The sequence below is a fragment of the Microbacterium testaceum StLB037 genome, assembly GCF_000202635.1.
GTDB lineage: Bacteria > Actinomycetota > Actinomycetes > Actinomycetales > Microbacteriaceae > Microbacterium > Microbacterium testaceum_F.
Genome location: NC_015125.1, coordinates 2,526,768 through 2,552,549, shown reverse-complemented (window position 1 = coordinate 2,552,549; position 25,782 = coordinate 2,526,768). Strand labels below are relative to the sequence as shown.

The 25,782-nt window shown below is 71.8% G+C and carries 23 protein-coding genes; 9 read left to right on the top strand and 14 right to left on the bottom strand.

What is annotated here, in order from left to right; translation table 11 throughout:
• Window positions 1–79: 79 nt before the first annotated feature.
• Window positions 80–1,873, bottom strand: coding sequence for a 2-succinyl-5-enolpyruvyl-6-hydroxy-3-cyclohexene-1-carboxylic-acid synthase (gene menD / locus MTES_RS11540; RefSeq protein ID WP_013585438.1), 1,794 nt, complete (start codon window positions 1,871–1,873; stop codon window positions 80–82).
• A gap of 3 nt (window positions 1,874–1,876) precedes the next feature.
• Window positions 1,877–2,281 (bottom strand): PLD nuclease N-terminal domain-containing protein, encoded by a 405-nt coding sequence (locus MTES_RS11535; RefSeq protein ID WP_013585437.1) that lies wholly within the window; start codon window positions 2,279–2,281, stop codon window positions 1,877–1,879.
• A gap of 74 nt (window positions 2,282–2,355) precedes the next feature.
• Here MTES_RS11535 and MTES_RS11530 point away from each other — a divergent pair, with 74 nt between their 5' ends.
• Window positions 2,356–2,694, top strand: a complete 339-nt coding sequence (locus MTES_RS11530) for a DUF4229 domain-containing protein (protein ID WP_013585436.1) — start codon at window positions 2,356–2,358, stop codon at window positions 2,692–2,694.
• Window positions 2,695–2,697: 3 nt separating this feature from the next.
• Here MTES_RS11530 and MTES_RS11525 read toward each other — a convergent pair whose 3' ends face one another.
• The 4 genes from MTES_RS11525 to MTES_RS11510 all read right to left on the bottom strand — a co-directional run bounded on the left by MTES_RS11525 (window position 2,698) and on the right by MTES_RS11510 (window position 6,618).
• Window positions 2,698–3,669 carry a 1,4-dihydroxy-2-naphthoate polyprenyltransferase gene (locus MTES_RS11525; RefSeq protein ID WP_013585435.1) on the bottom strand — a complete coding sequence of 324 codons (972 nt, stop codon included), beginning with the start codon at window positions 3,667–3,669 and terminating at the stop codon, window positions 2,698–2,700.
• A 6-nt stretch (window positions 3,670–3,675) separates the two neighbouring features.
• Window positions 3,676–4,827 (bottom strand): AMP-binding protein, encoded by a 1,152-nt coding sequence (locus tag MTES_RS11520; RefSeq protein WP_013585434.1) that lies wholly within the window; start codon window positions 4,825–4,827, stop codon window positions 3,676–3,678.
• 16 nt (window positions 4,828–4,843) lie between these two features.
• A complete protein-coding gene (locus MTES_RS11515) occupies window positions 4,844–5,746 on the bottom strand; it encodes a 1,4-dihydroxy-2-naphthoyl-CoA synthase (protein WP_013585433.1) in 903 nt (300 codons plus the stop codon).
• Between the two features lie 74 nt (window positions 5,747–5,820).
• Window positions 5,821–6,618 (bottom strand): LLM class F420-dependent oxidoreductase, encoded by a 798-nt coding sequence (locus tag MTES_RS11510; RefSeq protein ID WP_013585432.1) that lies wholly within the window; start codon window positions 6,616–6,618, stop codon window positions 5,821–5,823.
• A 47-nt stretch (window positions 6,619–6,665) separates the two neighbouring features.
• Between MTES_RS11510 and MTES_RS11505 the strand changes: the two genes are divergently transcribed.
• On the top strand, window positions 6,666–7,667 hold the full coding sequence (locus tag MTES_RS11505; protein WP_013585431.1) for an o-succinylbenzoate synthase: 1,002 nt from the start codon (window positions 6,666–6,668) through the stop codon (window positions 7,665–7,667).
• Here MTES_RS11505 and MTES_RS19355 read toward each other — a convergent pair.
• Window positions 7,654–8,280, bottom strand: a complete 627-nt coding sequence (locus MTES_RS19355; protein WP_013585430.1) for a TetR/AcrR family transcriptional regulator — start codon at window positions 8,278–8,280, stop codon at window positions 7,654–7,656. The two genes, MTES_RS11505 and MTES_RS19355, sit on opposite strands and share 14 nt — an antisense overlap.
• A gap of 120 nt (window positions 8,281–8,400) precedes the next feature.
• On the opposite strand from MTES_RS19355, the gene MTES_RS11495 reads away from it, so the two are divergent.
• From MTES_RS11495 to MTES_RS11485, 3 genes are all read left to right on the top strand, one after another.
• Entirely contained in the window at window positions 8,401–11,310 is a 2,910-nt protein-coding gene (locus tag MTES_RS11495) for an MMPL family transporter (RefSeq protein WP_050901864.1), read from the top strand.
• Entirely contained in the window at window positions 11,307–13,397 is a 2,091-nt protein-coding gene (locus tag MTES_RS11490) for a YhgE/Pip domain-containing protein (RefSeq protein WP_013585428.1), read from the top strand. The genes MTES_RS11495 and MTES_RS11490 overlap by 4 nt, the downstream gene beginning before the upstream one ends.
• 265 nt (window positions 13,398–13,662) lie before the next feature.
• Window positions 13,663–14,553 carry a hypothetical protein gene (locus tag MTES_RS11485; RefSeq protein ID WP_013585427.1) on the top strand — a complete coding sequence of 297 codons (891 nt, stop codon included), beginning with the start codon at window positions 13,663–13,665 and terminating at the stop codon, window positions 14,551–14,553.
• A 246-nt stretch (window positions 14,554–14,799) separates the two neighbouring features.
• On the opposite strand, the gene ccsB is transcribed toward MTES_RS11485, so the two are convergent.
• The 7 genes from ccsB to MTES_RS11450 form a co-directional block, all read right to left on the bottom strand.
• Entirely contained in the window at window positions 14,800–15,813 is a 1,014-nt protein-coding gene (gene ccsB / locus MTES_RS11480; RefSeq protein ID WP_013585426.1) for a c-type cytochrome biogenesis protein CcsB, read from the bottom strand.
• A gap of 4 nt (window positions 15,814–15,817) precedes the next feature.
• A complete protein-coding gene (gene resB / locus MTES_RS11475; protein ID WP_050901790.1) occupies window positions 15,818–17,617 on the bottom strand; it encodes a cytochrome c biogenesis protein ResB in 1,800 nt (599 codons plus the stop codon).
• Entirely contained in the window at window positions 17,598–18,347 is a 750-nt protein-coding gene (locus tag MTES_RS11470; protein WP_013585424.1) for a cytochrome c biogenesis CcdA family protein, read from the bottom strand. Before MTES_RS11470 ends, resB begins: the two co-directional genes overlap by 20 nt.
• On the bottom strand, window positions 18,344–18,937 hold the full coding sequence (locus MTES_RS11465; protein WP_013585423.1) for a TlpA family protein disulfide reductase: 594 nt from the start codon (window positions 18,935–18,937) through the stop codon (window positions 18,344–18,346). The genes MTES_RS11470 and MTES_RS11465 overlap by 4 nt, the downstream gene beginning before the upstream one ends.
• A complete protein-coding gene (locus MTES_RS11460) occupies window positions 18,937–19,581 on the bottom strand; it encodes a histidine phosphatase family protein (protein ID WP_013585422.1) in 645 nt (214 codons plus the stop codon). Before MTES_RS11460 ends, MTES_RS11465 begins: the two co-directional genes overlap by 1 nt.
• Window positions 19,582–19,822: 241 nt before the next feature.
• The gene (locus MTES_RS11455) at window positions 19,823–20,506 is read right to left on the bottom strand and encodes a DedA family protein (RefSeq protein ID WP_013585421.1); all 684 of its coding nucleotides are present in this window, start codon (window positions 20,504–20,506) and stop codon (window positions 19,823–19,825) included.
• Window positions 20,507–20,612: 106 nt separating this feature from the next.
• The gene (locus tag MTES_RS11450; protein ID WP_013585420.1) at window positions 20,613–21,002 is read right to left on the bottom strand and encodes a DUF6264 family protein; all 390 of its coding nucleotides are present in this window, start codon (window positions 21,000–21,002) and stop codon (window positions 20,613–20,615) included.
• 79 nt (window positions 21,003–21,081) lie between these two features.
• Here MTES_RS11450 and MTES_RS11445 point away from each other — a divergent pair, with 79 nt between their 5' ends.
• From MTES_RS11445 to MTES_RS11430, 4 genes are read left to right on the top strand one after another with little or no spacing between them, the layout of a single operon-like run.
• Entirely contained in the window at window positions 21,082–21,861 is a 780-nt protein-coding gene (locus MTES_RS11445) for an S-adenosylhomocysteine hydrolase (RefSeq protein WP_013585419.1), read from the top strand.
• Window positions 21,858–23,117: an adenosylhomocysteinase gene (locus MTES_RS11440; RefSeq protein WP_013585418.1), complete on the top strand. Its 1,260-nt coding sequence runs from the start codon at window positions 21,858–21,860 to the stop codon at window positions 23,115–23,117. Before MTES_RS11445 ends, MTES_RS11440 begins: the two co-directional genes overlap by 4 nt.
• On the top strand, window positions 23,114–24,412 hold the full coding sequence (locus tag MTES_RS11435) for an amidohydrolase family protein (RefSeq protein WP_013585417.1): 1,299 nt from the start codon (window positions 23,114–23,116) through the stop codon (window positions 24,410–24,412). The genes MTES_RS11440 and MTES_RS11435 overlap by 4 nt, the downstream gene beginning before the upstream one ends.
• Entirely contained in the window at window positions 24,405–25,772 is a 1,368-nt protein-coding gene (locus MTES_RS11430; RefSeq protein ID WP_013585416.1) for an NtaA/DmoA family FMN-dependent monooxygenase, read from the top strand. The genes MTES_RS11435 and MTES_RS11430 overlap by 8 nt, the downstream gene beginning before the upstream one ends.
• The last annotated feature ends 10 nt before the right edge of the window (window positions 25,773–25,782 follow it).

Below are 25,782 nucleotides of genomic sequence, written 5' to 3'. Positions count from 1 at the left end.
CAGGTCAGCGCGGCTGCTGGTCAGCGGGGCAGCGGCGCTGCGTGACAGCCGGTCAGCGCGGCCGCGGCTCTGCGCGGGATCAGCGGGGCAGGGGCACCTCGATCAGCTGCCGCCCGCCGCCCGGCGCCGTGAGCACCTGGTCGAGCGCGACGCGCGTGGTGACGCGGTGGTACTCCCAGCCGAATGCGAGCGCCAACGGCTCCAGGCGCGTCGTATGCGGGGTGTACTGCACGCGATCCATCGCGTCGTCACCGGCCACGGACGCGACCTCGAGACCGTCGAAGATGGTTCCGCCACCGTCGTTGCCGACGACGACCTGGAGGCGCGGCTCGTCCTCGCCCGGAGGCAGGAGCAGCGCCCCGAGGTCGTGGAGGAACGCGAGGTCGCCCAGCAGCACGCGGGTGACGCCGGGGCGTTCCTCGACCTGACTCGCGAGGGCGATCCCCGTGGCGGTGGCGATCGTCCCGTCGATCCCGGCCAGCCCGCGATTGGCATGGACCGAGACCTTCTTGCCCGAGAGGAGCTCGTCGGCCACGCGCACGAGCCGCGACGAGCCGAACATCAGGCGGTCGTGCGGCCAGGTCGCCCGCCACAGCGCATCGACCAGCGCGGCGCGATCGAGGGGCGCGCGGATCACCTCGACCTCGGCGTTGATCGCGCCCAGGCGCTCGTGCGGCACGGCGGAGGCCAGCCCGTCGGCGTCGGGAGCGGGCGGCGACAGGTCCACCGCGGCGGCGCGCGACGCGCGCATCCACTCCCCGAGCCATGCGCGGTCGGTCTCGCCGGACGTGACGCGGACGGCATCCACTCCCTGGGTCGTCCCGTTGAGGTTCACGGGTTCGCCCGGGCCGCGCACAGCGATCACCTCGACGTCGTCGCGGCCGAGGAGGAGCGCGACCTCGCGGCTGAGGGTGGGGTGCCCGAGGACCACGACCCGCTCGATGCGACCGCCCAGGTCGGGGTCGCGCAGCAGCGCGCGGTACCCGTGCACGACGTTCCGACCGAACCGGGCGCCGCTCACGATCTCGGCCACGAGCGGGAACCCGCCCCGGTGCGCGAGCTCTTCGGCCGCGGGCCCGGCATCGGCGCCCGCGACCACGATTGTGCGAGCCCCGAGCTCGAGGGGGAAGGCGGCTTCGGTCTCGGGGGCGACATCCGCCACGCCGATTCCGCCCCCACCCTGATAGAGGGCCCCGGATGCCTCGGCCTCGGGGTCGCTCTCGATGTCGGAGGCCGCCGCCACCGGTCGCGCGGTCGCCCGCTCGAGCAGCCACCCCGGTACGGCGCCCGCGAGGGGCTCGCGGAGGGGCACGTTCAGGTGCACGGGGCCGGCCGCGCGCGCGCCTTCGCCGAGCGCGGCGGCGAGGGCGGTCGCGGCCACCGTGTCGAACTCGGCCGTCTGCTCCGCGGTTCCGTCGTGATCGACCGCGTCGGGGACGGGCAGGTCGGCCTCGAACCGGGCGGCCGCGCGGAAGAGTCCGGGCTGGCGCGTGGTCTGATTCGCGCCGACGCCGCGCAGCTCGGGGGGACGGTCGGCGGTCAGCAGCAGCAGCGGCACACCCGCGTGGTGCGCTTCGAGGGCCGCGGGCAGCAGGTTCGCCACCGCGGTGCCCGAGGTGCAGACGACCACCGCGGGCATGCCGGTCTCGCGACCGATGCCGAGGGCGGTGAATCCGGCCACGCGCTCGTCGATCCGCACGTGCAGGTGCACGAGGCCCGCGCGTTCGAGGTCGGCCGCGACGAGGGCGAGGGCCTGCGAGCGCGAACCGGGACTGATGACGAGGTGGCGGACGCCCCGCGCGACCAGGCCGGCGAGGAGGGCGGCAGCAGCGTCGGTGGACGGCGCCGCGGCGCGCTCAGCGGTCGTGCTCACGGTTCAGCTGACGGCGCCGCGCTGTCCGCGGGCATCGTCGTCGCCGGGGTCGTCCCCGGTCTTCGGGCGCGGGTCGCGCGGGTCGTCGGCCTCGGAATCGAGCTGGGCCAGCTCCTCTTCGAGACGGCGGATGCGTTCGTCCTGGTCGGCGCGCGCCGCGGGCGAGAGCCGCCCGAGGAACTCGGGGTCGTCGTCCGGAGCGCGTCGCAGCACCGGACCGCCCGCCCGTCCACGACCGACGATGAACCACAGGATGCCGCCGAGCACCGGCAGCAGGATGACGATGACCATCCACGCGCCCTTGCTGACACCGCGGTGTCGCGTCGAGGGCTGCACGGCGCAGTCGACGATCGTGTAGACCCAGAAGGCGGTCGCCACGAGCGCCAGTATCAGAAGCAGCCGTGCCATGGACCAATCCTACGTGCGTCGGCTGGACACGGGCCGGGCGCCGGCGGGCCACGACCGCGCCGTAGAATGGGGAAATGCGTGCTCGCTCGGCCCTCGTCTACACGGTGCTGCGATTGCTCGCCTTCGTCATTCCGCTCGGCATCCTGCTGCTGTTCCCGGTGTTCCAGGAACTGCCCTGGCTCGCCGCCGTCTTCGCCGCGCTGATCGGGCTCAGCCTGTCGCTGCTCTTCCTGCGCCGCCCGCTCGACCAGGTCACCGGTGGTCTCGCCGAGCGTCGCGCGGCCCGGACCGCGACCGGTCGCCGCTCGGGCGCCGAAGCGGACGCCGACGCGGAGGACGCGGTGCTCGACGCCTCGGCACCCCCGACCGACGCGGCTGCGGAACCCGCGAAGCCCGAGACGACCGAGCGCTGAGCCTCAGGCCAGGAACGCCCAGAACAGCAGCGCACCGTAGGCGACCGAGGTGAAGCTCGTGACCTGCAGCGCGGTGATGAGCTCGCGCGGCGTGCGATAGGTCCAGACGATCAGCACGGACGACAGCGCCCCCAACAGCGCGATCAGCGTGAGCCACGCGACGGGGTAGAACAGCGCCAGGAACGCCGAGATCACGAACGGCGCGATCACGAACAGCGTGAACAGCACCTGCGTCGCCCGACGGCCGATGAGCACCGAGAGCGTGCGCTTTCCGGCGAGGCGGTCCTGGTCGATGTCGCGGAGGTTGTTGGCCAGCAGCACCGCGCACGCCAGCAGCCCCGCGGCCACCGCGCCGAACCAGGCCTCCTGCGGGATCGACTGCACCTGCACCCAGGTGGTCCCGAGGGTCGCGACGAGACCGAAGAACACGAAGACGAACAGCTCACCCATCGCGTTGTAGCCGTAGGGGCGCTTGCCGCCGGTGTAGAACCAGGCCGCGACGATGCAGACGGCCCCTACCGCGAGCAGCCACCACTGGCCGGTCCGCACGACGATCGCCAGCCCCACCAGTGCGGCGAGCGCGAAGAACGCCAGCGCGACGAGGAGCACGGTGCGCGGCTTCGCCTTCTTGCCACCGGTCAGCCGACCCGGGCCCACGCGCACGTCATCCGTCCCGCGGATGCCGTCGCTGTAGTCGTTGGCGTAGTTGACGCCGATCTGCAGCGCGAACGCCACCGCGAGGCACGCGAGCGCGAGCGCCCAATGAAGCTGGTCGTCGACGAGGCTCGCGGCACCCGTGCCGATCAGCACCGGCGTGATCGCGAGAGGCAGCGTCCGCAGTCGTGCGGCGGCGATCCAATCGCGCGCCGTGGCGGGGGCGACGGCCTGCGGCGCCCCGCTCTTGTGCTTCTGGGGGTTGCCGTGCGGGCGACGCTTCGGGGCCGGACGCGAACGCTTACGAGACTGTGCTGCCACGGAGGGTCATCCTAAGCCCGCCCCGCCGTACCGCCGTGCCAGCGCCGTGCGATCGGGCTTGCCGGACGACAGCATCGGGAGCTCGTCGACCGCGATCACGCGCGCCGGGCGTGCCGCCGGCCCCACCTGTTCGGCCACGGCGTCGCGCACGCGCGCGAGCGTCTCGGCCGCGGCGTCGGGAGCGAGGCCCGGGAGGACCACGGCAGAACCCTGCCCCCAGGTGGCATCCGGAATCGCGACGACCACGGCCGACTCGAGACCCCGGATGCCGCGCACCGCCGCCTCGACCCGATCCAGCGAGACATTGACCCCGCCCGAGACGATGACGTTGTCGAGGCGGCCGGTCACGCGCAGCACCCCGTCGACGATGGCGCCACCGTCCCCGGTGCGGTACCAGCGCCGTCCCTCGTCGTCGATCGGAAAGACGGATGCCGTGCGCTCGGGCTCGCCGAGGTAACCGTCGGCGAGGGTGGGCCCGGACAGCCGTACCTCCCCGTCGACGATCGCGAGCTCGACGCCGTCGAGCGGTACCCCGTCGTAGACGCAGCCGCCGCTCGTCTCGGTCGAGCCGTACGTGCGGACGATCCGGGCCCCGGCGGCCACGGCCCGCTCGTGCACCGCGGGGGCGAGGGCCTGCCCCCCGATGAGGATCGCCTCGAACGAGCGCAGCGCCTGGGCGACCGCATCGTCGTGCTCCGCGGCATCCAGAAGCCTCTGCAACTGCGCGGGGACGAGCGACGTGTAGCTCGGAACGCGGGCCCCGTCGGCGTGCGAGGCCATGCCGAGAGCGGCCGCCGCGAAGGGCTCGGGACGGAAAGGGCCGGCGACGACGGCCGGCTCACGATCGGCGAGAAGGGCCCGCACGATCACCTGGACACCGGCGACGTAGGTCGCGGGCACCGCGAGCAGCCAGGCGCCCTCGCCGATGCGGGAGGCGGTGGCGTACGCGCTGCTGATGAGGGCGTTGCGGGAGATCACGACCGACTTGGGCACGCCGCTCGAGCCGGACGTCGTCACGACGGCCGCGGTCCCCGCGGGCACCTCGACGGGCAGGTCCGTTCCCCCGAGCGCGACCGCGGGACCGGCGCCGAGCACCGCCGCCCGCAACGCCCGCAGGACATCGCGCGGATCGCCGGATGCCGGGGGCTCGAGCTTCACGCCCGGACTCCGACGCTCAATAGTGCCACGGCACGTCGGACCAGTCGGGGTCGCGCTTCTCGAGGAAGGAGTCGCGCCCCTCGGTCGCCTCGTCGGTGCCGTACGCGAGGCGCGTGGCCTCCCCCGCGAACAGCTGCTGTCCCACGAGTCCGTCGTCGACGGCGTTGAAGGCGAACTTCAGCATGCGGATCGCGGTCGGCGACTTCGTCAGGATCGTGCGGGCCATCGCGATGGCCTCGCGCTCGAGGTCGGCGTGCGGCACGACCCGGTTGACGGCGCCGAGCTCGTACGCGCGCTGGGCGGAGTACTCCTCCGCGAGGAAGAAGATCTCGCGCGCGAACTTCTGGCCGATCTGACGCGCGAAGTAGGCGGAGCCGTAACCGGCGTCGAACGAGCCGACATCGGCATCCGTCTGCTTGAAACGCCCGTGCTCGGCACTCGCGATCGAGAGGTCGCACACGACGTTGAGCGAGTGTCCCCCGCCCGCGGCCCAGCCGGGGACGACGGCGATGACGACCTTCGGCATGAAGCGGATGAGGCGCTGCACCTCGAGGATGTGCAGGCGACCGGCGCGGCCCGGGTCGTGCACGACGTGCTCCTCGTGCGAGTACTTGTACCCGTCGCGGCCGCGGATGCGCTGGTCACCGCCGGAGCAGAACGCCCAGCCGCCGTCCTTCGGGCTCGGTCCGTTGCCGGTCAGCAGCACGACGCCGATGCGGTGGTCCTGACGCGCGATGTCGAGGGCCGTGTAGAGCTCGTCGACGGTGTGCGGTCGGAAGGCGTTGCGCACCTCGGGGCGGTCGAACGCGATCCGCGCGATCCGTCCGTCGGTGCTGACGTGCGCGGTGATATCGGTGTATCGCTCGGCACCGGGCGCGAGGGTCCACTCGGCGGGGTCGAACAGCTCGGAGACGGTCACCGTTCCAGCCTACGACCGGGTGCGATGAGCGGTGCGGCGCGCCCGTCCTTCGGTGGATGAGCGCGCCGCCCGCGTCAGGCGTTCTTGGCGTCGCGCCAGGTCAGCCAGCGCTCGATGAGCGAGTAGTCCCACTCGGGACCCGAGAAGCCGAGGGTGAACAGGCGCGTGCCCGCGTCGAAGAGGGCGTCGGCGTCGGACTCGTCGCGGTCCTTGAGCTCGTTCGAGACGATCAGTCCCGACAGGTCGCGTCCCTCGGTCTCGGCCCACCTCTCGATCACGCCGAGCTTGTGCGGCAGTTCGTCGGGCGTGACGAAGCTGTGCCAGATGTCGGCGTGCTTCGCGACGATGCGCAGGGTCTTCTGCTCGCCCTTGCCGCCGATCATGACGGGGATGTGGCGGGTGGGCGCGGGGTTGAGCTTGCCCCAGCGCGCGACGACGCGGTCGAGGTCGGTCGCGAGGGCGTTCAGACGCGAACCGGCGGTACCGAACTCGTAGCCGTACTCGTCGTAGTCGCGCTCGAACCAGCCCGACCCGGTGCCGAAGATGAAGCGACCCGTGTCGCCGCCCTTCTTGCTGATGTGGTCGATCGTGCGGGCCATGTCGGCCTGCAGGTCGGCGTTGCGGTAGCTGTTGCAGTTGACCAGCGCACCGAATTCGACGCGCTCGGTCTGCTCGGCCCACGCCGCCAGCATGATCCACGACTCGAAGTGCTCGCCGTCGGGGTCGCCGTAGAGGGGGAAGAAGTGATCCCAGTTGAACAGGATGTCGACGCCCATCTCTTCCAGACGGAAGACGGCGTCGCGGATGTCGGAGTACTGGACGTGCTGCGGCTGGATCTGGACGCCGAGGCGGACCGGAGTGTCGAAGAGCATGGCGCCAGCCTATTCCCGGCCGCCGACACGGGGGCCAGGATGGAGCGATGAGCACCGCACCCCTCCCCCCGCTCGACGACATCCTCGCCACGGCCCGGGTGGTCGCCCTCCCCCTGGCTGCGCGCTTCCGCGGCATCGAGACCCGCGAGGCGGTCGTGTTCGAGGGGCCCGAGGGGTGGACCGAGTTCTCGCCCTTCGTGGAGTACTCCGACGCCGAGGCGGCGACCTGGCTCGCGGGCGCCCTCGACTTCGGCTGGAACCCCGCGCCGACGCCGCACCGCGACACGGTCCCGGTCAATGCCACGATGCCGGCCGTGGCGGCATCCGAGGTCCCCATGATCCTGGCCCGGTACGACGGATGCCGGACGGTCAAGGTCAAGGTCGCCGAGGCGGGACAGGTGCTCGACGACGACGTCGCGCGGGTGCGCGCGGTCCGCGAGGCGATGGGCCCCGAGGGGCGCGTGCGCATCGACGCGAACGGCGCGTGGAACGTCGACGAGGCGGAGCGGGCCGTGCACGCCCTCGCCGTCTTCGACCTGGAATACGTCGAGCAGCCGTGCGCGGAGGTCGACGAGCTCGCCCAGCTGCGGGAGCGCATCGCCTACCTCGACATCCCGATCGCCGCCGACGAGAGTGTGCGCAAGGCCGACGATCCGCTGCGGGTCGCGCGGATGGGGGCGGCCGACCTGCTCGTGATCAAGGCTGCACCGCTCGGCGGCGTGCGCGCGGCGCTCGACATCGTCGCGCAGGCCGGTCTGCCCGCGGTGGTCTCGAGCGCGCTGGACACCTCGATCGGTCTCTCGATGGGCGTCGCGCTGGCTGCGGCGCTGCCCACGCTCGACTACGACTGCGGGCTCGGCACCGCGTCGCTCTTCACGGCCGACGTCCTGGCATCCCCTCTCCGCGCGCGGGACGGAGTCCTGCCCGTCGAGCGCCCCCGCCCGTCGAACGCCGATCTCGACCGGGTGGCGGCGGGTGATGACCGTCGCGACTGGTGGCTCGACCGCCTGCGGCGCTGCCACGCCGCGCTCGCGCTCACTCGAGGATGAGACCGACCACCTGAGACAGCCGCTCGGCCAGTTGTCCGCGCGACACCGTCGCGGCCTGATTCGTGAGCAGAGCGGTCTCCGACGTCGAGATCCACACCGCCAGCAGCAGCTCCGTCGCGACGTCGGCGGGCACGCGCAGGGCCAGCCCCCGCGCCTCGGCGATGTCGCGCACGAGCTGCGTGACGCTCTCTCCCAGCCCCTGGTTGAGGGTCAGGTAGGCCTCGGCGAACTCGGGATTGCGCAGCGCCTGCAGCCGCGTCTCTGCACCGAGGAGCACGTCGAGGCGGTCCTCCCCCGTCGCCTCGAGCACCTCCTGCACGAGCTGCATGACGTCACCGGCTCCGTCGAGCCCCCGGTCCTCGATCGAGGTCACGCGATCTCGGACCGCCGCGATCGTCGTCTCGGCCGACCGTGCGCACAGCGCGAGGAAGAGCTCCTCCTTCGAGGCGAAGTTCGAGTAGAACGCGCCCCGCGTGAATCCCGCGCGCTCGCAGATGGCCTCGACCGAGGCGGCGTCGATGCCGACCTCCGCGAACATCTCGGCCGCGGCATCCATGAGACGCGTGCGGGTGTTCTCTCGTCGCCGTGACGGCGCCGGGGCCGTATCGGTCATCCGCGTCCTCCTGCTTCACACGCGAGACTCAGGTTGGAGTCCGCTTCTCCCGATTACGATACATTGTTGTATCCGATACGGCGCTGTATCGACTGTCCGCCGATCGTGGGAGCCGCCACCGTGTCAACCTTCCTCTACACCCTGGGTCGCTGGTCGTTCCGCCACCCCTGGCGTGTCCTGTCCGCGTGGCTGCTCGTCCTCGTGCTCGCGGGTGGCGGTGTGGCCCTGCTCGCCAAGGGCACCGACAACACCTTCAGCATCCCCGGCACCGAGTCCCAGGCCGGCCTCGAGATGCTGGACCGCACCTTCCCCCAGGTCAGCGGGGCCAGCGCCGAGATCATCGTCGTCGCGGCCGACGGGGCGAGCGTGCGCGATCAGGCGTATCAGGATGCCATCCAGAAGACGACCGCCGAGATCGGCAAGCTCGACTTCGTCGAAGCCGTCACCGACCCCTACGACGCGAACATCTCCGGCAGCATCGCGGACGACGACCGCGCCGCGATCGTCCGCATCCAGTTCACCGGCGAGGCCACCGCCGTCCCCTCGGCGACCGAGGACGCGCTCCACGAGGAGACGACCGCGCTCGGCTCCGCGCTCCCGTCCGGCTCGCAGGCCATCCTGGGCGGTCAGCTCTTCGCCAGCGAGGTGCCCGGAGCATCGATCACGGAGGCCCTCGGCGTCGTGATCGCCGCCCTCGTCCTGATGGTGACGTTCCGCTCCTTCCTCGTGGCCGGGATGCCGCTGGCCACCGCCCTGCTCGGCGTCGCCCTCTCGGTGGCCCTGATCTTCATCGCCACCGGCTTCGCCACCGTGTCCTCGACCACCCCGCTGCTGGCGGTGATGCTGGGACTGGCGGTCGGCATCGACTATGCCCTGTTCATCGTGTCGCGACATCAAGATCAGACGCGCGCGGGGATGGACCCCGAGGAGTCCACCGCCCGCGCCGTCGGCACCGCCGGCTCCGCCGTCGTGTTCGCCGGGATCACGGTCCTCATCGCCCTCATCGGCCTGGGCTTCGCAAACATCCCCTTCCTCACCACGATGGGCATCGCCGCCTCCGTCGCCGTCGCCATCGCCGTGTGCGTCGGGCTCACACTCACCCCCGCCTTCCTCGGCTTCGCCGGGCACCGCGTGGTCGGGTGGGGCTTCAAGAAGCCGCAGAAGGTCTCGCGCCGCGCCCGCGCGGCCGCCGGCCCCGCCGACGAGGCGTCGGTCGCCGCCGCCGCTGCGGCGGACGCCGCCGAGCGTGAGAAGAAGGCGGAGACCGCGTCGATCCGCGCCCAGCGCAACGGCCCGGCGCGTCGCTGGGTGGGCCTGGTGACCCGGCATCCCGTCGTCACGACCGTCGCGATCATCGGGCTGCTCGGGGTCACCGCGATCCCGGCCACGAGTCTCGCCCTCACCCTGCCCAACGCCGGCCAGCTGCCCCCGGGCAACCCCGCCCGCGTCGCCTACGAGTTGACCGACGAGTACTTCGGTCCGGGCGCCAACGGCCCGCTCATCATGACCGGCACGATCGTCACCTCGAACGATCCGCTGAACTTGATGAAGGACATCGGCGACGAGATCGCGAAGATCCCGGGTGTCGCCGAAGTCGCGCTCGCGACCCCGAACCAGACCGCCGACACCGGCATCGTGCAGATCATCCCCGAGACGGCGCCCGACGACCCGCGCACCGCCGACCTCGTGCGCGAGCTGCGGTCGCAGGAGCAGCGCCTGTACGACGAGTTCGGCGTGCGTCTCCTCGTCACCGGGTACACCGCCGTGACGATCGACATCTCCGATCAGCTCGGCGCCGCCCTCCTCCCCTTCGGGATCTTCGTGGTCGGCCTGTCCCTCGTGCTGCTGATGATCGTGTTCCGCTCGATCTGGGTGCCGCTGACCGCGGCCGGCGGCTACCTCCTCTCGGTCGCCGCCTCCTTCGGGGTCGTGGCCGCGGTCTTCGAGTGGGGCTGGTTCGCCGACGCGCTCCACGTGGCCAAGGTCGGCCCGATCATCAGCTTCATGCCCATCGTGGTGATGGGCGTGCTCTTCGGCCTCGCGATGGACTACCAGGTGTTCCTCGTCTCGCGCATGAGAGAGGACTACGTCCACGCGAAGCGCGAGGGTCGCACCCCGCGCGAGGTCGCGCTCGGCGCCGTGCGCAGCGGCTTCGTGGGCTCCGCCCGCGTGGTGGTCGCGGCCGCCGTCATCATGTTCGCGGTGTTCGTGGCGTTCGTCCCCGAGGGGGACTCGAGCCTCAAGCCGATCGCCCTGGGCCTCGCCGTGGGTGTCGCCGTCGACGCGTTCCTCGTGCGCATGACGCTCGTCCCGGCCGTGCTCGCCCTGCTGGGCGACAAGGCCTGGTGGATGCCCCGCTGGCTCGACCGTCTCCTGCCGAAGCTCGACGTCGAGGGCGAGGCGGTCGAGCGCGAGGTGCGCCTCGCCGAGTGGCCGAGCGAGCCCGCGATCGCCGTCGCCGCCGACGAGCTGAGCGCGGCCGGATCCTCGGATGCCGAGGAGCCGGTGTTCCGCGACATCTCGCTGCGCCTCGGCTACGGCGGAACCCTGTTGGTCACCGGTGAGAGCCGCACGACCCGCACGTTCCTGCTCGCCGTGTCCGGCCGGTTGGCCGGGATCGACGGGCGGCTGCGCGTCGACGGCCTGCTCGTGCCCGAGCGTGCGGGAGCCGTCCGAGCCCGCGTCGGCGTGGCCCTCCTCGACGACTCCGCCGACGCCGCACGCACCGTGGCCGACGCCGTCGCCCGCGGCACGCGGATCGTGGTCGTCTCCGACGTCGACCGTCTCGACGACGACGCCCGCGAAGAGGTCGCCCACGTGCTGCGGCGCGCCGCGACCGAGGCGCGCGAACGCTCCGGCGATGCGTCGTCGCCGTTCACCCTGATCGTCTCGGCCCGCGACGAACGGCGGGCCCTCGCGCTGCTGAGCGAGGCGCTGCGTCCCGACGTGGCATCCCTCGCCCTTCCGACGCCGCGCCGACACCGCACCGAACCCGAAACCTTCGCCGATCTCTCCGAGGTGTTCGCATGACTCTCCCCGTCGAGCGCTCCCGCTCCCGCCGTCCCGTGACCTGGCGCACCCTCATCGGGGTGCTGCTGCTGCCCGCTGTGATCGGCGGCATCCTGGTCGGTGCGCTGTACAACCCCACCGACCGGCTGCAGAACATCACGGCCGCGATCGTCAACGACGACAAGGCCGTCGAACTCAACGGCCAGCTCGTGCCACTCGGCCGTCAGCTCACCGGCGGCCTCGTCAAGGGTGCCGACGACCAGGCGAGCAACATCGACTGGGTCATCTCCAACGACTCCGATGCGGCCGCGGGGCTGAAGGACGGCACCTATACCGCCGTCGTCACGATCCCCGAGAACTTCACGGCCGCCTCCCTCTCGACACGACCGGGCGAGACCCCGGAGAAGGCCACGATCGATGTGGCCACGGCTCCGAACGCGCGCGTGGTGGACGGCGCGATCACCGCCACCCTGGCATCCACCGCCACATCGGTGTTCGGGACCGAGCTCTCGTCGCAGTACCTCAAGAACGTCTTCCTCGGCTTCACGACGCTGAGCGACCAACTGGGCAGCGCCGCGAGCGGAGCGCACCAGCTCGCCGACGGCGCGGGCCAGGCCGCCACCGGCGCGAACGGCCTGCGTGATGGGTTGGGGCAGCTCTCCGATGGTGCGGGGCAGCTGTCGAACGGCGCCGGGCAGCTCGCCGCCGGGGCGGGGCCGCTCGCGGACGGGGCGTCGCAGATCGCCAGCGGCGCGACCGCCCTCGCGGGCGGAACACGTGAGGCGGCGAGCGGCGTCGGGAAGCTGGCATCCGGAGCCGATGGCATTGCCGCGGGCAATCAACAACTCGCCACGCAGATCAACGGCCTCGCCGACCAGATCCCGCAAAAGTACATCGACGACGCGCAGAAGCTCGCCGACGCCGCCCCTCAGGTCAACGCCGCTCTCGAAAAGGCGACGGCCGATCTCCAGAAAGCCGCGGAAGAGTGCACCGGCACACCCGAGCAGTGCCAGGCGCTACGGGAGGCCGCTCAGGCGGCGAAGGATGCTCTGCCTAAGGCCACGAAGACCGTCACCGACATCGGCGATCTGGCGGGGCAGGCCGCGCAACTGCCCACCGGCATCCGCAAGATCGCGGACGCGAATCAAGCGCTCGCGAACGGCGCGTCGGGCATCGCGGGTGGCGCGCGCGACGCGGAATCCGGTCTCAATACGATCGCCGGTGGCATCGACGGCCTCGCCGGCGGCGCAAACCAGCTCGCCGACGGCGCGCGGCAGTTCGGCACGGGGGCTTCGGCGCTGAGCTCGGGCGCCGCGCAGCTCGCGACCGGAGCGTCCAGCGCCGAGGACGGCGCCGGTCAGCTCGCGGACGGCGTGGGCCAGGTGGCATCCGGAACCTCGTCGTTGGCCTCCGGGCTCGACAGCGCGGTGGCGCAGCTGCCGAAGTACTCGGACGCCCAGGCGACGACCCTCGCCGACGTGGTCGCCGACCCCGTGTCGGCCACCGGCACGAGCGACTCGCTGTTCGGGGGCGCGGCCGTGCCGCTGCTCGCGATGGCCGTGCTGTGGTTCGGCGGGTTGGCGTCGTTCGTGGCGTTCCAAGCGGTCTCGGCGAGAGCGCTGACGAGCCGTCGCCCCTCGGCGCTCGTCGCCCTCCGCGGCTTCGCCCCGGCGGCACTCGTCGGAGCTGTGCAGGGTCTGCTGGTCGCGAGCGTGGTGCAGGTGGCATCCCAGTACAACTGGGGCGACTGGGCCTTGTTCGCTCTCGTCGCCGTCGCGGCCGGTGTCGCGTTCGCCGCGGTGCACCAGGCACTGGTCGCGCTGTTCGGCGGAGCCGGACGCTGGATCGCCGCCGTCATCGGCAGCTTGGCGCTCGCGGCGAGCATCGTCTCGACGGTGCCGCCCGTGCTGGCGGCCCTGGCGTCGCTGCTGCCGACCTCGCCGGCGTACAGCGCCATGCTCGGCGCCCTGACCTCGGCCGGCGGTGTGGGGGCCGGTATCGCCGGGCTCGCGGTCTGGGCCGTGCTCGCGCTGATCGTGACGACGCTCGTCGTGGTCCGGCGCCGCACGACGTCGGCACGCGCCGCCGCCGGGCTGGTCGCGGCGTAGGCGGGGGCGCGGGGCCGCGCGGCCGCGCGGGCCCGCGCGCCGCGCGCGCCCGCCCGCCCGCCCCCGTCTCCCTCGTTGAGTGTCCAAAACACCCGGACGTTTTTCGGAACGGTCCGGGTGTTTTGGACACTGAGCTGCGTGGCGCCCCGGAGCATCGCACGATCGGCGGGGGCGCTCTTCCTCCCCAGCGCGCGATGTGGAGGACTCATCCACGGATGACCCAAACGCGCGCTCGGTGAGCCACTCAACGCGGTGAGCTGGACGGATGCGCCGCCGCCCTCTCCCCGCTGATCTCGGGTCCGCCTTCACCGTCCGGGACGCCCGCCGGCTCGACGTGCCTCGCGACCGTCTGTCCGCCCGCGACCTCACGGCACCCTTTCACGGCGTCCGTACTCTTCGCCGGCTGAACATCTCGGTGCGGGAGATGTGCGAGGCCTACGCTCCGAGACTGACCTCGGCGCAGTTCTTCAGCCACCACACCGCCGGGGTGCTCTGGGAGATGCCGCTGCCCGCCCCGCACCCCGACCGGCTGCATGTGTCGGCGATGGCGCCCGCGCGGGAGCCGCGCACGTCCGGCGTCATCGGTCACCGCGTGACGATCTCGGCCGACTCGCTGACACTCCGTCACGGCCTGCCGGTGACCACCGCCGCAGAGACATGGGCGCAACTCGGCGCGACGACGTCCGAGGACGACCTCGTGGCGATGGGAGACCATCTGCTGACGGCGGGGCTCGCGGATCGTGATGATCTCGCCGAAGCATGCGCTCGGCTCCGTCGCCGCGGAGCAAGGGATCTCGCTCCAGCTCTGGCATCCGTTCGTCAGGGCGCCGAATCACCGCGTGAGTCGAAGGTGCGGCGCATCCTCGTGCGCGCGGGCGTGCCCGAGCCGGAACTCAACTGGACGTTGCGCGACGCTCGAGGCAGCTTCGTGGCGCGTCTCGACATGGCCTACCCGGATTACCGCGTCGCGGTGGAATACGACGGGCGCCAGCACGCCGACGTCCGTCAGTTCCGCCGTGACGCCGATCGGTGGCCGGCCATCGCGGGGCAGGGATGGCTTCTCGTCCGCGTCGTCGACCACCACCTGCGCGATCCCGAACGCTTCATCGTCGCGCCGACGGTCGACGCGCTGCGTTCGCGTGGTTGGCGCCCGTGAAGGATGTCGAGTGTCCAAAACACCCGGAACGTTCAGAAAATGTTCCGGGTGTTTCGGACACTCAACGGGCGCGGCAAGGAGCGGGCACGGCAGCGCGGGCGCGGGCGCGGCAGCGCGGGCGCGGGCGCGGCACCGCGGGCGCGGGCGGGGCCGCTCGGCCGCGGGCGCGGCAGCGCGGGCGCGGCAGCGCGCGGACGCGGCAGCGCGCGACGCCGGCGCCGCAACGCGCGGCGCCCCGCGACGCACCTACTGGGTCAGACCGCTGTACGCGTGCAGGCCCTTGAAGAAGACGTTGACGATCGTGAAGTTGAACAGCACGGCCGAGAAGCCGATGATCGAAAGCCAGGCCGAACGGGTACCGCGCCAGCCGCGCGTAGCGCGGGCGTGGATGTACCCGGCGTAGAGGACCCAGATCACGAAGGTCCACACTTCCTTGGTGTCGAAGCCCCAGAAGCGGCCCCACGCGTCGTTGGCCCAGATCGCGCCGGCGATGAGCGTGAAGGTCCAGAAGATGAACCCGATGATCGCGAAGCGGTAGGCGAGCGACTCGAGGGCATCCGCCGAGGGCAGCGTCCGCAGGAAGCTGCGGCGGCCGGCCGCCTCCACCGACGCACCGATGAGCTTGCGCTCGCGGCGCGTCTGCAGGAGCTGCACAACCGACAGGCCGAAGGCGAGGGCGAACAGAGAGGTCGCGAGGATCGCGACGAAGACGTGGATGACGAGCCACACCGACTTCAGCGGGTCGGCGAGGGGCGTCACGTCGACGTGATACGCCAGGGTCGCTCCGCCGAGCAGCACGATCGCGAGGCCCGAGATGAACGAGCCGAGGAAGCGCAGGTCGTACCGCGTCAGCGAGATGAGGTACACCATGACGATCAGCAGCAGGCCCGTGAGGGCGAACTCGTACATGTTCGACCACGGCACGCGCCCGGCGGCGAGACCACGAAGGACCGTCGCCGCGAGGTGGAACAGGAACGCCAGCGCGGTCAGCGCAGTGCCCATGCGCGCCCACAGGTATCGCGGCTTGTCGGTGAAAGAGGGACCGGATGCCGAGGCCCCGGCCGACGCATCGAGGACTCCCCCGCCGCCCGCGGTGACGAGCTCGCGCGCGACGACCTGGTCTTTCGCCTTCAGCGCGAGGTCGGAACGGCGCGCGAGGTCGATGGCGTAGGCGATGAAAGCCAGCACATAGACGCCGACCGCCGTCCACACCAGGAGAAGGGAGATCTCGTCGAGGAAGATCGAGTTCGGTCCGGGCATGGTGTCAGTCTACTTTTCCGGTGTCGGGGCGGGACGGGTCGGTCGGGGCGGATTCGGCGCGGGCGCCCGGAGCATCGTCTCCCGGCGCGGGAGCCGCTGCCGGAAGCGAACCGCGGTGCTTCTCGACCATCTGGTCGACGGCCGCGGCGAGCGTCGGATCCTCTCCGCGAGCGAGTCCGGCGTACTCGAGGTGCACCGCGCCCCCGCGGGGCGTCGCCTTGACCCACATGCGTCGACGCGGCACGAACAGAGCGGCGAGAAGGCCGAACAGGGCGAGCAGCGCGAACGCGAGCACCCACGGTCCCGCGAGGTCGCGGTGGATCGACAGCGACACGAAGCGCTTGACGGAGCCGTCGTACCCCGAGGCTCCGGCGGGAGCCGTGTTGTCGAAGGTGATGGTGCCGAGCCCGTTCGGCAGATCCTGCGTCTCGCCGGGCATGAGCTGGATCGCGGGCGTACCGCTGTCGCCACCCGCCAGTTGCTGCATGTTGCTCGGGTCGAGCGTGTACACCGAGCGGGGCGTGCCGTCGTCGATGCCGAGGTCGCCCGCGTACACCCGCAGCGTCAGGACGGGGTACTCGAGGGCGCCGTAGGTCGAGGTCAGGGCACCCGAGTCGAGCACGTTCATCGTCGGGTAGAAGAAGCCGATCAGGCCGAGCTGTTCCGGCATCCCGTCCGCGACCTTGATGACGCCGAGCGAGGTCATGTTGGCATCCTGGGGCAGGAACGCGACCGAGTCGTGGAACACCTCTTCGCCCTGGGCGTTGCGGATCGTCACGGTGGGGGCGTAGCCGTTGCCGAGCAGGTAGACCCGGTCGCCCTGCACGTCGAGCGGGTGGTTGACGCGGATCTCGCCGTCCTGCGGCTGGCCGCCGGGAGCCTGCGTGGTCATGTGCGCGACGAAGTCGCCGGCCTGTCCTCCGCCGGGCTGGCCGGGGGCGACGTAGTTCACGTCGAACTGGTCGAGCGTCATCGAGTACGGGGTGAGGGTGTCGCCGTTGACGAAGCGACCGGGATTGAACGACGAGTAGTCGAGCAGGCTGTTCGCGAACGCCTGCCCCTCGACGAGCACGCGCTGGCCGGTGTAGGTGAAGCCCCCGCCGATGCCGACGGCGAGCAGCACGCCGACGAGCGCGGCATGGAAGACGAGGTTGCCGGTCTCGCGCAGGTAGCCGCGCTCGGCCGAGACCGAGAACGTGCCCCGCCCGTCGTAGCGCGCGACGCGGTAACCGCTCTTCTTCAGTTGCGCGGCGGCGCTCTCGACGGCCGCGGCGGCGACGGCCGCGGCATCCTGGCCCTCCGGCACCGGCACGGTCACGTCGCGGTGGTCGTCGAGGCGACCGAGCCGCGCGGGCGTGCGCGGGGGCTGCGAGCGCAGCGCCTTCCAGTGGTGCTTCGTGCGCGGCAGGACGCACCCGATCAACGAGATGAACAGCAGGATGTAGATCGCCGAGAACCACGGCGACGTGTACACGTCGAACATGCTCAGCTTGTCGAGCACCGGCGCGAGGTCGGGGTTGTCGGTGAAGTACTGGGTCACGCCGTTGGGGTCGGCGCTGCGCTGCGGGACGATCGAGCCGGGCACGGCCGCGATCGCGAGGAGCAGCAGCAGCACGAGCGCGGTGCGCATGCTCGTCAGCTGTCGCCAGCCCCAGCGCATCCAGCCGACCACGCCCAGGCGCGGTTGTGTGATGTCGTCGCCTCCGTCGCCGGAGGGCGCGGAGTCGGCGTGATCGGACGGGCGCAGAACGCCGTCGGTCGGCTCGGTCACGGTGCCACCTCGATCAGAGCGGGAGCTGGACATTGAGCATCACCCCCTGCAGGGTCGACATCCAGGTTCCCCACACGCCGACGACCATGAGCAGGCCGAGCACGATCAGCAGCACTCCGCCGATGAGGTTGACCAGGCGGATGTGCTTGCGGATGAACGCCACGGAACGCGTCGCCCAGCCGAAGCCGAGCGCGAGCAGGATGAACGGGATGCCGAGACCCAGCGAGTACGCCAACCCGAGCAGCGCGGCCCGCCAGGGGTCGCCGAGGTTGTACGACACCGAGATGATCGCGGTGAGCGTCGGGCCGATGCAGGGGGTCCAGCCGACGCCGAGGGCGATGCCGAGCAGCGGGGCTCCGATGAGCCCGAGGTTGCCGCGCGCCTGCATGCGCACGGAGCGCTGCGCGATCCCGAACAGCCCGATGAACACCAGGCCCATGAGGATGATGACGACACCCACGACCCGCGTGATGACGTCGGCGTAGCGGGTGAAGAAGGCCCCCGCCGCCCCGCCGAGCACGTTCAGCGCCATGAACACGACGGTGAATCCGGCGATGAAGAGCAGGGTTCCGCCGAGGAGGCGTCCTCGGCCGGTCCCGGATGCCGAGCTCCCCCGGGGAGCCACGGCACCGCCGATGAAGCCAAGGTATCCCGGCACGAGGGGGAGCACGCAGGGCGACAGGAAGGAGATGAGACCCGCGGCGAGAGCGACCGGGACCGCGAGCCACAACGCCCCGTCGAAGACGAGAGCGCCCGGATTCACGCGTTCTCCTCGAGCACGGTACGCACCATGGACTCGAGGATCGACGCCTCGGGGAGCTCGCCGATGATTCGGGCCGCCACGCGTCCCTGCTTGTCGAGCACGAGGGTGGTGGGCGTGGCGTTGAGGGGGGTCTTGTCGTTGAAGGCGAGCTTGAGCTCGGCGTCGTTGACCGCGAGCGCGCTGGAGTACGACACCTTGTTGTCGCGCGCGAACGACAGCGCGGTCGGACCCTGGTCGTACGTGTTGATGCCCAGGAAGGCGACGTCCTGGCCTTGGAACGACTGGTACGCCTGCTCGAGACGCGGTGCCTCGATGATGCACGGGCCGCATGTCGCGTACCAGAAATTGACGACGAGGACCTTGCCGGCGAACTCGTCGCTCGAGACGGGCGAGCCGTTGTCGAGCGTGCCGGAGAACTCGACTGGTTCTCCGCGCTGATCGGGCGCGATCTCCTGGGTCTGGAACCCGTTGGCCGCGATGTAGCCCTTGTTGTCGCCCGCGCGGTACTGCTCGGCCAGCGGGTCGGTGGTACACGCGGCCAGGCTCACGGCAAGGACGGCGACCACGGCGGCGGACAGGATTCGGCGCATCACACGGCTCCTACGTCGACGGCCCCGGCGGTGCTCGCCGGTTCCGCGTAGGCCACTTCGACCCAGCGGCGGGAGCCGTCGGCGTCGTCGCGCCGTTCGAAGCTCGTCACGCTCGACAGCGCGCAGCGGCGCTTGCGGGGATCGTGGCGGGTGGGCTGGAGGGAGAGGGCGAGGTGGGTCACCCAGATGGGGAGCTGGTGCGAGACGACGACGACGTCACCCGCGGGCACGCGGTCCCAGGCGTCGTCCATGGCGGCCGTGACGCGGGCGACGACCTGGGCGTAGGGCTCGCCCCAGCTCGGGACGTCGGGCTGGCGCAGGTGACGCCAGTTGATCGGGTTCGCGAGAGCCCGCTTCATGCGGCGCCCCTCGAAGACGTTCGTCGGCTCGATCACGCGCTCATCGATCACCGGCTCGATGCCGAAAAGCGCCTCGAACGGCTCCGCCGACTCGCGCGTGCGCTGCAGTGGAGAGGCGATCAGGGCCGAGACGGGCCGATCGAGCCCGTGAACGTACTCGGCGGCCTGGCGCGCCATGCGCCGCCCGTCGACGCTCAGACCGAACCCGGGGAGCCGACCGTAGAGCACGCGACGGGGGTTGTGAACCTCCCCGTGGCGCACGAGATGAAGGCGATCCGCGGGCACCGATTCAGTCTACGTGCGGGTTCTGTGGTCTGACTGAGCGAGGGACCCGGTTGTTTCGACGTGGAGATACCGCGGAGCGCGTCGGCTCGGAGGCTTCGGCGGGCTCAGCCACCGGGGCGACGCCGACGCGAGGTCCCTGAGCCCGTCCAAGGGACTGAGGCGACGCCGACGTGAGGCTCACGAACCCGACGAAGCGCGCCGGCGCGAGGTCCCTGAGCCCGTCGAAGGGACCGCGGGGGTCTCAGACCTCGCTGTGCCGCGAGGCAAGCAGCGACCGGATCCGCGCGTACAGGAACCAGGCGACCCCGATCGCGACCGCCGCGATCACGACGTACTGCAGGATCGAGGCGTACTCCTCGACGATGTGCCAGTTCTCCCCGAGCAGGTAGCCCGAGAGCACGAAGATCGTGTTCCAGATGAGGCTCCCCGCGCCCGTCAACAGACCGAAGCGCCACATCGGCATCTTCGACACCCCCGCGGGGATCGAGATGAGACTGCGGAAGATCGGGATCATCCGCCCGAAGAACACCGCCTTGCCGCCGTGGCGTTCGAACCACGCGACGGTGCGATCGACGTCCTCGGGGTGCAGGAGGGGCATCTTCTCGGCGAACGTGCGCAGGCGCGCGGCTCCGAGCCAGCGGCCGAGACCGTAGAGCATGAACGCGCCGACGACCGATCCGATCGTCGTCCACAGCAGAGCCTCGAAGAGCGTGAACGAGCCGCGGCTCGCCGTCAGCCCGGCCATCGGCAGCACGACCTCGCTCGGCAGCGGCGGGAACAGGTTCTCCAGGGCGATGGCGACACCCGCGCCCACGGGGCCGATGATCTCCATGAGCGAGACGGTCCAGTCGGCGAGCGACGTCAGCCAGGACTGGTCCTCGGAGGAGGGGGCCGCCGCGGGGGCGACGAGGGTCATGTCGGTCATCGGGTGCCTTCGCGCTCGGTGATCGGCCACCCGACCGGGCGCCCGTCCCAGGCTACGGCCCGGTCAGGCGCGAATCCTGGGGGTTGCCCGCGAGCAGGTCACGGGTTCAGGATGCCGAGACACCCAGACTCACGATCGCCGCGGAGACGAACCACACCGCCGTCATGAGCGCCATGCCCGCCAGCGGTACCCAGAAGGCCAGCCGCCGCTTCACGAGCAGGACGATCGAGACGACGACCGCCGCGAGGAGCACGACCCAGGGCGCGATGACGGCCGACCACAGGCCGACGTTCATCAGGTCGGTGTTGCACGTGGTGGACCCGCAGGCGTCCGCCGCGAAGGCGAGGAAGAGACCCAGGTACGACGCGGCGAGCGCGGCCAGAGGCAGGAGCACGAGGAAGACGATCGTCAGCACGACGTCCCACGTGCGCACGGGTTGCCGCACGGGCTCGGGCCGGAGCGTCCGGAACGAGTCCGGAGGCATCGAATAGGTCACGCGGCCATCCTAGGGAGCGCCACGCCGCGGGACGTCACGAAGTGGCGGTCGAGGCCGTCCGCGCCGTACCGTCGAGGGCGTGTCGTCCTTCCGGTCCTTCACGCCCGACAGGATCGACGCGCTGCTCCCCGTTTCCCTCCGCCTCCACCGGGAGTGGCGCAGTGCGCTCGATACCCTGTCCTACGGCGGTGCCCTGCCTCCCCTCCCGCTCGCGCTGCGGACGTCGCTCCGCGACGTCGCGGGCCTCGACCTCGCCCACACCCTCGACGGCGTCGATCCGTTCGCGTCCCCGGCCTTCGGCATCCTGTACTCGCGCCTCCGTGCCGAACAGGTGCTGCGCGCGGTGTCGGCGCGCACGAACCTCACGCTCGCGGGAACGACCGTGACCGTGGTCGGAGACGGTCTGCTGTCCGAGGCGCTCGCGACGTCGCTCCGCACTCTCGGCGCGGCGGTGATCCGCGCGACGGACGCTCCGGTGGCGGCCCTCGCGGCGCGCCTCGACGGATTCCGCGTGCAGCCGCTCGAGCAGCTCTCCGCCCGCGACGCCCCCGTGCACCTGACCGTGCTGAGCGGTGAGGGGCGCGGCATCCTGCCCCTCGAGGCGCTGGAGGGCCTCGTCGCCGATGCCTCCCCGCGCGGAGCCGTGACCGAGGGGATCCGCACCTCTGCGTCGTCCCGCCCGTTCGTCGGTCGAGCGGGAGCGACCTCCCTCGTGGAGATGCCGTCGCCCCTCCCCGAGGCCGAGGTTGCCCCCTCGTCGACGCAGTGGCGCCTCTTGGACGCGCTGATCGCGCTGCTCCTGCTCGACCGGCACGACGCCGGCGACGACGACCGCTTCGCCCGAGAGGTGACCCCGTGACCGGCCGCATCGCCGACCCCTCGCTCTGGCGCGCGGGCCAGGACCGCATCGAATGGGCCCGCGCGCACATGCCCGTGACCATCGCTCTCTCCGACCGCCTGCGCGCGGCCAGCACCGTCGCCGGCGTGCGGATCGGGGTCTCCGACGTCCTGGAGCCCAAGACTGCGACGGTCGCCCTCGCCCTCGCCGAGGCGGGGGCTGAGGTCACGGTCACGTCCGCGGGCCGCAACACCGACGACGAGGTCGCGGCCGCCCTCGCCCACGCCGGGCTGCCGGTGTACGCGCGAGCGGATGCCGGCCGCGGGGAGGACCGCGAGAACGCCCTCGCGCTGCTCGATCACCGCCCCGAGGTCATCGTCGACGACGGTGCTTCGACGATCCGGCTCGTCCACCTCGAGCGTCCCGACGTCGTCGCGCGGATGCGCGGGGCCACCGAGCAGACGACGAGCGGCGTCCGCCCCCTGCGGCGCATGCACGCGGAGGGGGCCCTGCGCATCCCGGTGGTCGCCGCCAACGACGCGCGGTCGAAGTCGCTGTTCGACAACCGCCACGGCACGGGGCAGTCGGTCGTGTTCGCCGTCGCCGACGTCGCGGACCGCTCGCTCCGCGGCGCGACCGTCGTCGTCGTCGGTTACGGCCGCGTCGGCTCCGGGATCGCCGAGCACGCCGCGGCCCTGGGGGCGCGGGTGATCGTGACCGAGACCGACCCCGTGGCGGCGCTGCAGGCGGCGTTCGCGGGTTTCGCGGTGCGCACCCTGGCCCAGGCCGCCGCCGAAGCCGACGTCGTGATCTCGGCCACCGGCATCCGGCACACCGTCGACGTCGCCCATCTCGACGCCCTGCCCACCGGGGCGATCGTGGCCGTCGGCGGCGGGGTGTCCCAGGAGATCGCCCTGGATGCCGCCCGCGCGGCCGGCGCGATCGAGATCGCGCGCGACGGGGCGGTGTCGACCCTCCGGATGCCGAGCGGTTCCCTCGTGCACGTGCTCGACGACGGCAACTGCCTGAACGTCAGCGCGGCCGAGGGCAATCCCGTGCAGATCATGGACCTGTCGTTCGGCGTGCAGCTGGCCTCCGTCGAGTACCTGCTCACCACGCCCGCACTCGACGCCGCGGTGCACGAGCTGCCCCGGGCCGCGGACGACGAGGTCGCGGCGATCGCGCTCGCCTCCTTCGGCGGCACGGTCGACACCGTCTCGACCGCCCAGCGGGAGTTCCTCGCCTCCTGGATCGCCGAAGAAGAAGGCGACGAATGACCGTCACTGTGCACCGGGCGCGCGTCGTGCTCTCTCCGGGCGCTCCCGCTCTCGCCGACGGAGCCGTCGCCGTGCGCGACGGGCGTATCGCGGCGGTCGCCCGCTTCGACGAGGTGCTCCGCGGGTTTCCCGACGCCGACGTGCAGGAGTGGGACGGGGCGCTCACCCCGGGCCTCGTGAACGCCCACACCCACCTGCAGTACACCGACATGGCCGCGGTGGGACGCGCGGCGCACGACGGGTTCGAGTCGTGGATGGGGGCGTTCATGGAGCTGTATCCGCTCCCCCGCGACTGGAGCGCATCCGCGGCGGCGGGAGCGGCCCTGTGCCTGCGCGCGGGAACGACCGCCGTCGCCGAGATCGTCACCGACGTCGAGGCCGGGAGCGCCGTGCACGAGGCGGGGCTGCACGGCATCGCCTTCTGGGAGGTGCTCGGGTGGACCGACAGCGCCTGGCGGCTCAGCGGACCCGACACCGTCCGCGCGCAGCTGAGCGCGCTGCCCACTCCCCCGGCGGTGGGCCTCTCGCCCCACGCGATCTACTCGCTCGACACCGAGGTCATCCGCGACCTGTCGCGCCTCGCCGCCGAGTGGGGCGTACGTCAGCACATCCACGCGGCCGAGTCCGCGTGGGAGGACGCCTACGTCCGCACCGGCACCGGTGATCTCGCCGATCGCTGGCGCGCCAACGGCCGCGGCGAGTTCGCGCTGCTCGGCGGCGGCGGCGTCGGCACGGGGGTCATCCCCTACCTCGACTCCCTCGGCGCTCTCACGCCCACCACCCACCTCGCGCACGGCATCTACGTCGACGCGGACGACCGGCGCCTCCTCCGCGACCGCGGCGTCAGCGTCGCCCTCTGCCCGCGGTCGAACGCCGTCATCGGTCTCGACCCTCCGCCCATCGCCGCGTACCTGCGCGAGGGGAACGCGATCGCGGTCGGCACCGATTCCCTGTCATCGTCGCCGAGCCTGTCCATCTGGCACGACGTCGCCGCCCTCCACCGGCTCGCGCGCGAGCAGGGCTACACCGACGCGGACCTGCACGCCCGCCTCTTCCACGCCGCCACCGCCGGAGGGGCTCACGCCCTGGGACTGGATGCCGCCGACCCGACCGGCATCCTGCGCATCGGCGCCCGCGCCGACCTCGCGGTCTTCCCGGTGTCGACCACCACTCCCGAGGACGCGCTCGCGGAACTCGTCGAGGGCGGCCCCGCCGAGGCATCCCTCACCGTCGTCGGCGGGGACGTCCGCTGGCGCACCCCCGCCCGAGAAGAACGGATCACCGCGAATGTCTGACCCCCGCCCCCTGCTGTTCGGCCTCTACGAGCAGGCGTGCGTCGGCAACGGCTCGTCCGCGGCGAGCATGTGGACCCACCCGGCCGACGATCGCCTGTCCGCGACCTCCCTGCGGTACTGGACCGACCAGGCCCGCCGCGTCGAGGCCGCGGGCATGGACCTGTTCTTCTTCGGCGACGTGCTCGGGATGTACGACACCTACCGCGGCTCCGCGGCGACCGCGATCGAGACGGGCGTCGAGCTGCCCGCGCTCGATCCGATGCTGCACATCCCCGCGCTGGCCGCGGTCACCGAGAACCTCGCCTTCGGCACGACGGTGTCGACGACGTACGAGCACCCCTTCGCGCACGCGCGCCGGTTCTCGACCCTCGACCACCTCACCGACGGACGCATCGGGTGGAACGTCGTCACGTCGTACCTGCCCGGAGCCGCCGCGAACTTCGGTCTCGACGTGCTCGCGCACGATCAGCGCTACGACCGGGCCGACGAGTTCCTCGAGGTCGCCTACGCGCTGTGGGAACGCAGCTGGGAAGACGACGCCTTCGTCGGCGACAAGGCCTCGGGTCTGTTCGCCGATCCCACCAAGGTGCACCGCATCGACCACGAGGGCGAGCACTTCCGCGTCGCCGGGCCGCACCTGAGCACGCCGTCCCCGCAGCGCACCCCGGTCATCATCCAGGCCGGGTGGTCGCCGCGCGGACGTGAGTTCGCCGCGCGGCACGCCGAGTTGATCTTCGTGGGCGACAGCGACCCCGTCGCGATCCGCGAGGGGCTCGCCGGCATCCGTCGTCGCGCCGAAGAACTGGGCCGGGATGCCTCTCAGATCCGCGCCGTGGTCGGCATGAACCTCGTGGTGGCCCCGACCGACATCGCCGTGCAGGAGAAGATCGACTCGCTGCAGCAGCACTACTCCCCCGAAGCACAGCTCGCGGCCTACGCCGGGTGGGGCGGGATCGACTTCTCGCGGTACGCCGACGATGAGCCGCTGGTGAAGCGCGCGACGAACGCCACGCAGACGAAGGAGACCCGGTCCGACGCGCCGACGCTCACCGCGGGCGACGTGCGCCGGCAGTTCGCGAGGGTCACCGCGTTCGCCGACGATCGCTTCCTCGGGACGCCCGATCGCGTCGCCGACGCGATCGGCACCTTCGTCGAGGAGGCGGGCGTCGACGGCTTCCTGCTGCACCCGTTCCTGTCGCCCGCGTCCGTCGAGGACTTCGCCGAGCTGCTCGTGCCGGCCCTCACCGAGCGCGGCCTGTACGGCGGCTTCCCGAAGGACGGCACGTTCCGCTCGCGCCTGCGCACCGACCGCCGCGACCGGCTCGCCGACGACCACCCCGCCCGCGCCGGCGCGCGCTGACGCCGACGAA